This window comes from Lentimicrobiaceae bacterium, from assembly GCA_023227965.1.
GTDB lineage: Bacteria > Bacteroidota > Bacteroidia > Bacteroidales > JALOCA01 > JALOCA01.
This window is the reverse complement of record JALOCA010000066.1, coordinates 1-7,730: the sequence shown is the minus strand read 5'-3', so window position 1 is coordinate 7,730 and position 7,730 is coordinate 1. Positions and strand designations below refer to the sequence as shown.

The following is a 7,730-nucleotide window of genomic DNA, read 5'->3' as shown; positions in this document are numbered from 1 at the left end:
AACTGAAGGTGTATCCTAATCCGGCTATTATTAGTTTTACCATAGAGCTTCCGCAATACATCGTAAGCAACAGCAAGCATGGCAGCATAAGTACCAGCCATGTGCTTTACCAGTGGCGGCAGGGAGCTATGCTAATGCTCTATGACATGGGAGGCAGTTGTCTGCTGCAAATGCCGGTTCCAAAGGAAGGTAATCTGATAGAGATTAATGCTTCCGTCTATCCGCCGGGGATGTACCTGGTACGCTTAGTAAGGAATGGTGAAACGATAGGGAAGTGTAAGGTGGTAAAACAGCTGTGAGTTGGGAGCTTGGAGCAATAAAAAGATAAAAAGTAAACCTATTTCAGAACAAGACAGCTTGACCCCACCCGAACCCTCCCCTAATTTTAGGGGAGGGCGCAGTAACCCTGAAAATTAGGAGAATGCCGGATGGGAAGGGTCAGAAAACTAAAGCAATAAAAAGCTATGAATGACATTCAATCCGCACAATCCGTACAATCTGTACAATCCGGATGTAACGGACGGGTTTTGAAAATCAATGCCTCATAGTTGCCTTACCAAGACATTTTTTATAAACTTATTTCAGGGCGAGACAATAGGACCCCACCCGAACCCTCCCCTAATTTTAGGGGAGGGCGCAGTAACCCTGAAAATTAGGAGAATGCCGGATGGGAAGGGTCAGAAAAACTAAAGCAATAAAAAGCTATGAATGGTATTCAATCTTATCAATCTGCACAATCCGTACAATCCGGATATTGGGACAGACTCTAACAAGTCGGAATAATTTTCAAACATATCCGTTCTTATCATTCATGCTTGCATGAATAAAATCAGTTTTAAATATGTTTATATTATTATCAGCATTTATCCGCTTAAACCATGAAAATCCGCGTTCTGTTTTTTTGAATTAGAGAAATTTATTTTGGTTTAATAATCAAAGTAGAGGGTAATAAATCCAGCCAGTTTTTGTGATATTTTACAATAAGTTTCCAGCTTTCATAACTGAGAAGTATCAGTTGAAAATGAGATAGTAACTCAGGCTTGAAATCCTCGATGTCAAGCATTTTAACATTGTTATTTTCTTTAATGGTAGCAAACACAGAATAATCACCCGAAAGGTTTACAGCATCTATCAAAACTATTTCCTGCTTATCGTGCGAAATCAAATGGTTATAAAAGGGTAACATGGCAATGTCGGAAGTATGCAAAACCGGAAGCAGAATACGTTTTGCCTGTATAAAATTGGCATCAATGAATACACCCACCGAACAGGGAGCGTTATCGAGTATATAACGTGCTTTTTCGTGAATCAGATACTGTTCGGGATGGCTCTTCTTTACAAGCCATTCAAACAAGAAAACAGGGTTAAAGGTTTTGATGCTTTTCAGCAAACTGCCAATCAGCGTACCCCTGTAAGGTGATTTCCCGGCTCCGATAAGCAACAGGTCGCATTTGCTACTTATAACCTTTCTGAACACTTCTTTCGAAACATTATCCGTTACCTGGTATTTTGTTTTTAATTTAATGCCCAGTTTTCCGGCTTCTTCCCGTACAGGGTTGAAACTCTCATCTTCAAATTCGACTGTTTTTAAAGGATTGACATCCGTTCCGGAAGTCAGGTGCAGTGCTGTAATCACCGCATATTCATTGGTTTTATCAATAAGTTCTCCGGCAATTCTTAACAATTTTATTCCACTCCGCACCGGTCCAAACGAAATTAATATCCGGCTCAGCCTGTTTGAATCCACTTCCACCGTTTCCGTTTTATGTTCAGGAAAAAGCCTATGAATAATGTACAGGGAAGGTGCTGTCATAAAAGTAGTAAGGATAGCCATTAGCACCAACATAGTGAAAATCACTGGTGGAAGGATGCCCATATTGTACCCTATGGTAAGCACAACAAGCTCCATAAGTCCCCTTGTATTCATTAAGGCACCCAACGAAAGGCTGTCGTGCCAGTTCTGTCCGGTAAACCGGGCGGCTAAAGTACTTCCGGCAAATTTTCCGGTGATGGCTATTAGAAAAACAAGTCCAAATACTAACCAATGGGTAGTACTACTCAATAATCCGATTTGGGTTTGCAAACCGGTAAGCACAAAAAACAAAGGAAGAAGTAGCACAAGACTTACATCTTCCACTTTTTCGATGATGGTTTTCCGGAAATTTATCTCAGCAGGCATAATTACTCCCGCCAAAAAAGCACCAAACAGCGTATGAATACCAATAATTTCAGCAAAATAAGCCGATACCAGTAAGATAATAAATACTAAGGCAACTATCCATTTGTGCATGGTTTCGCGGGTAGAAAAAATTCCGCTTATCTTTTTCAGGTAAGGTTTTATCACTTTAATCATTAAAAAAAGATAAACCAGGGCAAGCGAAATGGTAACTAAGGCAGAATGGAACGAACCGGCTTTGGCAATTACCACTACAGCCGCCAATATACACCATGCAGTTACATCATCGATAGCGGCTGCCGTTATGGCGATAGTCCCCAGACGGGTATGCTGTAACCCCTTTTCCTGTATTACCCTTGCCAATACCGGAAACGCAGTTATACTCATGGCTATGCCTAAAAATAATGCAAACGACAGAAACGATACCTGCCCGGGGGCATATGTACCATATAAAAAATATGCCAGCCCTACCCCAAGCAGAAAAGGGAAAATAATACTTGCATGGCTTATGAGCAACGCATCTTTTGCCTTAGTTTTAAGAACGGTAAAATCAACTTCCATTCCCACTACAAACATGAACAGTATCAGCCCAACCTGGCTTAATAACTGCAGGTTGTTAAACGACTCTTCCGGAAAAAGAAATGCCGAAATACCCGGAAACAGGTATCCCATCACCGAAGGTCCAAGTACAATACCGGCAACTATCTCACCGATTACGCTCGGCTGACCTATTTTTTTAAAAATAATACTGAAAATACGTGCCACAATAATTATAGCAATAATCTGCAGCAAGAGAAGTGCAATGGGATGGTGAAGGTTTTCGTTCAGAGATTTTAAAAAGCCGTAAATATTACTTCCGGATACTGTTATACCTGTTGCAGAAGCCGTGTTTGCTGTTTGCAGCATTTCGCCCATGTGGATAATGAAATACATCGCCACTGCAAAGACGAGCAGGGTTATAAGGTAAAAGAATAAATTTTTGTATTCTTTCATACCTCCGGAATGTTATTATAAATAATGCTGCAAATTTATTAAATGCACCCATATATTGTGCTATCTCCGGTTCTTTTTTCCAGATGAACCGGGGTTTTTAATACTCCCTGTAAGGTAACAGCATGGTGCTTCTCACTTTCTTTGCAGGTTTCAATGGTTAGCAAGTCTATTTTACTTAAAAAAGAAATGCGTTTGCTTCTAAAAGAGTCGGCGTTGAATAAAAAAGAGCCATCATTCCTTCTTTTAGAGGGGTTAATGGTTCTAAAAGAGGGAATGATCTCTCAAAAAGAAGGGAAGTTCCTTCTTTCTGACCCAATGTTCCTTCTTTTCGAAGGAACATTCTATAAAAAAGACCCAACATTGCTTCTAAAAGAAGGGACGCCGACTCTAAAAGAAGCAACGCCGACTCTAAAAGAACCAATTACTTGTATTTTATAATAAATTTTGGTTTATTGTACCCATAAGCAGGGAGTCTGTTAAAACTCGTCAGGCAAAGCCTTTAACTGTTCATAAGTAAAAACAGGACCGTCTTTGCAAACATAGGTATGACCAATGTTGCAACGACCGCATTTGCCAAGTCCGCACTGCATCTTCATTTCGAGAGTTGTAATAACATTTTTAGGTTCAAACCCCAGCTTGTCGAGCGACAGTAGTGTATATTTTATCATAATTGGAGGACCGCAGGTGATTACCTTAGTGTTTTCGATAGAAGGTTTCACTACTTCCTCCAAGATTTTTGGAACCACGCCTACGTTGTCGTTCCAATTGTCTTCGGGTCGGTCAATGGTAAGAACAAGTTTTATAGAAGGATTGGCTTGCCATTCCTTGAGTTCTTCTTTATAAACTAAATCTGCGCTGCTACGTGCGCCGTACAGTATAGTTATATCTTTATAATCGCCGCGGTTATCAATGCAATATTGAATGAGCGAACGCAAAGGAGCCAATCCGATACCACCGCCTATAAAAAGGAGGTTCTTGCCTTTCATTTCATCGTAAGGAAACCAGTTGCCGAAAGGTCCGCGGATGCCAACATCCATGCCTTCTTCAATCAGACTGTGAATGTCGGCAGTAACGCTACCGGCTTTTTTGATAGAGCAATCGAAAGTTCCTTTTCGGGTAGGAGAAGATGCAATACAAAAGGTGCATTCACCATAGCCCAAAAGGGAAAATTCTACAAACTGACCTGGTCTCCAGTTAAACTGCTGAAGCTGGTTTTCGTCTTTTATTCTCAGGCGGAAAGTATTTACGTCAGGTGTTTCGCTGATGACTTTTTCTACCCGGCAAAGCATTGGTACTAAAAGTTGTTCCATAATTTTCTTTCTTTATCAGGCTTTGTTGGCTACCTGGTTCACTACATCAAAAATGTGGATATTTACGGGGCATGAGATGGCACATTTGCCGCAACCTACGCAAAGGTTTACATCGAAACGTTCTTTGTAATACACAAACTTGTGCATTGCACGCTGGCGCCAGCGACGATATTTTACCGGGCGTGGATTGTGCCCGCCAGCCATCAGGGTAAAGTATGGCGAGTTGCACGAATCGTAAGCCTTGTAGCGTATTCCTTTATCCTTGATTTTTTCATCAGAAATTTTGAAGCAATGGCAGGTAGGGCAAATGAAGCTACAGGTGTTGCAACTGATGCAGTTGCTGGTGGCATTTTCAAACTCCGACGAATCAAACTGTTCGTTTAAGCGTTTGCTTACCTCTTCGTAGTTCATTTTTAATGCAAAAGAAGCAGCAAAGGCAGTATATTGTTCTTTAATCTTTTCGATACCATCGTTGGCTGCGAGTTTGCCGGTGTTTTCTTTCAAAAAGGCATCACCTTTGTCGGTATGCGCCTGGAGGTAATAATTGCCGTCGGCAGCTTTCACCACCATCACATCGTAAGCATCCGAGTTTTCCACATCATAGTCCAACGAGGTACAGAAGCAATGTGCACCGGCTTTTTCGCAACGTGTGGAAATGATGAGAGTATTTTCGCGACGTTTGCGGTAATCTTCGTCGTGGTAGTCCCATTGATATACTTTGTCGAGTACCTGCAAAGCCCGCGCATCGCAATGTTTCACACCTAAAACAACTCTTTTTTTTGCCAGGTCATCTTCAGCATCAGGAATTATTTCGGTGCCTTCACTACTTTCCTTGTATTTCAGGATAGCTGAGTTTTTTGGAAAAAATAAAGGCTTCATGCTCATGGTAAGCACAATGGGCGATTCCGGATTGCAATCGGCAAGTTTACTAACCTTTTTGTATTCGTATTTCTCAAAATTCAGTACCGGGGCATAGGTTTCGTTCTTACCGATGATGTTTTCGTAGAACTGTGCCAGTCCGGCTTTATCTGTTTGATATATTTGATAGCTCATAGTCTTAATTTTACAAACTCCCGTATGGGGTTTTACATTATAAAATCATCAGGGTCGTTCAGGCTGTATTTATAAAATGCGCCGGGGTCTTTTTCTTCTATCCCACTAAGGTGTTGCTGAAAGTTTTCGTAGATAACCATTTCGTTTTGTTTGTGAAGCAGATGCAAGGGCAGATGCATGGGACAGGCTTTTTCGCAGTTGCGGCAATCAACGCAGCGTCCGGCGAGGTGCAAGCTCCATGTAAGCAATGCGTGGGTAGCATTGGGCAAGGTATTGGCTCCGTTGAACAAAGCTGAAGTTTCCTGATCAATGCAACATTTGGCACAGTAACACATTGGGCACGAATGGCGGCAGGCATTGCAGCGTATGCAGTTGCTGAAAATTTCTTCAAAGGTAGCTGCACGTTCTTCAAGGCTTTTGGCGGCTAATTCTATTACCTCGGCATTGGGTTTGTATTCGCGAACGGGTTGTGGGCTGCCGAGCAATTCGTCATAAACAACGGCATTTGGCATCACGCATTCGGTGCAATTACCGGCAATTTCACCTTTTTCGTCAACAACGCCCTCGCAGCAGATTCCAATGATGTACAGGTTTTCGCGCTTCACCTGGTTTTCGGTGATGAGAAGGTTAAGTGCACGGCTGTCGCAACCTTTCACAATCAGTCCCACGCGTTTGTTGCGGGTATGTTCGTATTTCAAATAATTGGTAAGGTTAAAAGAGGATTTTTCATCCATCATCAGTTTAGAAACCTCCTCTGCACTGTTGATTAGCACAGGAACCTGGTTGTCGCCGTAGGTATTTTTGCGATAGCCTACGAAAACGTCAATTTTGTTTTCAGAAAAAAGCCTTGTGGCGATTTCTTGTATTTGTTTAGTGTAGTTCATCAGCGAATATCCTCCTTTTTATATTGGTGAAGGGGTCCGAGTTTCTTAATGTCAGCGGTAACTTTTTCCACTACTTTGGCAAATTTTGGACCTTCGGCAGCCGAAACCCATGAAAACTGAATCCTGTTTTCGTGATAACCTACGAAATTGAGCAGTTTTTTTGTAACGAGGAAACGGCGGCGGGCATAATAGTTACCTGCGATGTAATGGCAATCGCCTGGATGGCATCCAGAAATAAGCACTCCGTCGGCGACAGTTTGCAATGATTTGATGATAAACCATGGGTCAACTCTTGAGGAACATGGTACACGAATGATCCTGATGTTAGGTGGATATTGAAGTCGTGATGTTCCGGTAAGGTCGCTACCTGCATACGAGCACCAGTTGCAAAGAATGCCAATGATGACTGGTTCCCATCCTTCGGGAGCGGTAATTGCGGGTTTTTCAGCGCTTACTAATTGTTCTTTTATTTCGCTCATATCGAAAGTATCGTATTAATGATTTGTTTATCGTTAAATCCAGAAAGAGTAGCGGCAAAGCTTCTGCAGATGGCTACGCAGGAACCGCAGCCCTGGCAAACTCCTTCGTTCACTTTGGCAACGGTACGCATTTCCTTTGAGCCATGACCCAATGGGATTTCTTCAGTAACAATTGCTCCGTAAGGGCATACCCTTATGCAGTTCTGACAGCCGGTGCAATTGTCTTTAATGATGTGCGAAATCATCGGGTCTTTTTTCAGGGTGTCGCCTGAAAAAAGTCCGCACACTTTGGCAGCACAAGCCGAAGCCTGCGAAACGGTGTCGGGAATGTCTTTAGGTGCCTGGGCACATCCTGCAAGGTAAATGCCTGCTTTGGCAGTTTCTACGGGACGTAATTTAGGATGAGCTTCCGAAAGGAAACCGTATTTATCGTAAGAAATACCAAGCAAACGGGCAAGTTCGGGATTATCCAACTGAGGCAGAACGGCTGTTGCCAAAACCACCATGTCGGCTTCTACCTCAACGACCTGACCAATCTGAGCGTCTTCTCCTCTGACAATAAGTTTTTTCCCTTTCTGATAAATTTTTGAAACCCTTCCACGAAGGTAGGTAACGCCGGTTTCCACCTGGGCGCGTTTTACAAATTCCTCATAACCCTTACCTGCCGCACGAATATCCATATAGAAAACATAAGCTTTTGAATCGTGAACTTTGTGATGCAGTAGCATGGCATGCTTGGCGGTGTACATGCAGCATATCTTAGAACAGAATTCGATGCCCTTGGCTTCGTCGCGTGAGCCTACACATTTGATGACATCAACATTTTTGGGAACTT

Annotated in this window: 8 protein-coding genes; 2 read left to right on the top strand and 6 right to left on the bottom strand. The window is 42.4% G+C overall.

From position 1 onward, the window contains the following. Positions 1-299, top strand: a 299-nt coding sequence (locus M0R21_13515) for a T9SS type A sorting domain-containing protein (GenBank protein ID MCK9618840.1), incomplete at its 5' end; no start/stop codon positions are given. A 617-nt stretch (positions 300-916) separates the two neighbouring features. Here the strand turns inward: M0R21_13515 and M0R21_13510 are convergent. Next, positions 917-3,169: a cation:proton antiporter gene (locus tag M0R21_13510; GenBank protein ID MCK9618839.1), complete on the bottom strand. Its 2,253-nt coding sequence runs from the start codon at positions 3,167-3,169 to the stop codon at positions 917-919. Positions 3,170-3,355: 186 nt separating this feature from the next. Here M0R21_13510 and M0R21_13505 point away from each other — a divergent pair, with 186 nt between their 5' ends. Then, positions 3,356-3,607 carry a hypothetical protein gene (locus M0R21_13505; GenBank protein MCK9618838.1) on the top strand — a complete coding sequence of 84 codons (252 nt, stop codon included), beginning with the start codon at positions 3,356-3,358 and terminating at the stop codon, positions 3,605-3,607. A 38-nt stretch (positions 3,608-3,645) separates the two neighbouring features. On the opposite strand, the gene M0R21_13500 is transcribed toward M0R21_13505, so the two are convergent. The 5 genes from M0R21_13500 to M0R21_13480 all read right to left on the bottom strand — a co-directional run. Further along, positions 3,646-4,479: an FAD/NAD(P)-binding protein gene (locus M0R21_13500; protein ID MCK9618837.1), complete on the bottom strand. Its 834-nt coding sequence runs from the start codon at positions 4,477-4,479 to the stop codon at positions 3,646-3,648. Positions 4,480-4,494: 15 nt separating this feature from the next. Beyond that, complete coding sequence (locus M0R21_13495; protein MCK9618836.1) at positions 4,495-5,532, bottom strand: 4Fe-4S dicluster domain-containing protein; 1,038 nt, start codon at positions 5,530-5,532, stop codon at positions 4,495-4,497. Between the two features lie 32 nt (positions 5,533-5,564). Further along, positions 5,565-6,416, bottom strand: a complete 852-nt coding sequence (locus tag M0R21_13490; GenBank protein ID MCK9618835.1) for a 4Fe-4S dicluster domain-containing protein — start codon at positions 6,414-6,416, stop codon at positions 5,565-5,567. Beyond that, positions 6,416-6,895 carry a hydrogenase iron-sulfur subunit gene (locus M0R21_13485; GenBank protein MCK9618834.1) on the bottom strand — a complete coding sequence of 160 codons (480 nt, stop codon included), beginning with the start codon at positions 6,893-6,895 and terminating at the stop codon, positions 6,416-6,418. The genes M0R21_13490 and M0R21_13485 overlap by 1 nt, the downstream gene beginning before the upstream one ends. Beyond that, positions 6,892-7,730 (bottom strand): 4Fe-4S binding protein (locus M0R21_13480; protein ID MCK9618833.1); only part of this gene is annotated, 839 nt, incomplete at its 5' end. The genes M0R21_13485 and M0R21_13480, both read right to left, overlap by 4 nt.

Bases quoted from the DNA above. Each gene is read 5' to 3' on its own strand.
- M0R21_13510 (MCK9618839.1), bottom strand. From the start codon at position 3,169: ATGAAAGAATACAAAAATTTATTCTTTTACCTTATAACCCTGCTCGTC.
- M0R21_13505 (MCK9618838.1), top strand. From the start codon at position 3,356: ATGCGTTTGCTTCTAAAAGAGTCGGCGTTGAATAAAAAAGAGCCATCA.
- M0R21_13500 (MCK9618837.1), bottom strand. From the start codon at position 4,479: ATGGAACAACTTTTAGTACCAATGCTTTGCCGGGTAGAAAAAGTCATC.
- M0R21_13495 (MCK9618836.1), bottom strand. From the start codon at position 5,532: ATGAGCTATCAAATATATCAAACAGATAAAGCCGGACTGGCACAGTTC.
- M0R21_13490 (MCK9618835.1), bottom strand. From the start codon at position 6,416: ATGAACTACACTAAACAAATACAAGAAATCGCCACAAGGCTTTTTTCT.
- M0R21_13485 (MCK9618834.1), bottom strand. From the start codon at position 6,895: ATGAGCGAAATAAAAGAACAATTAGTAAGCGCTGAAAAACCCGCAATT.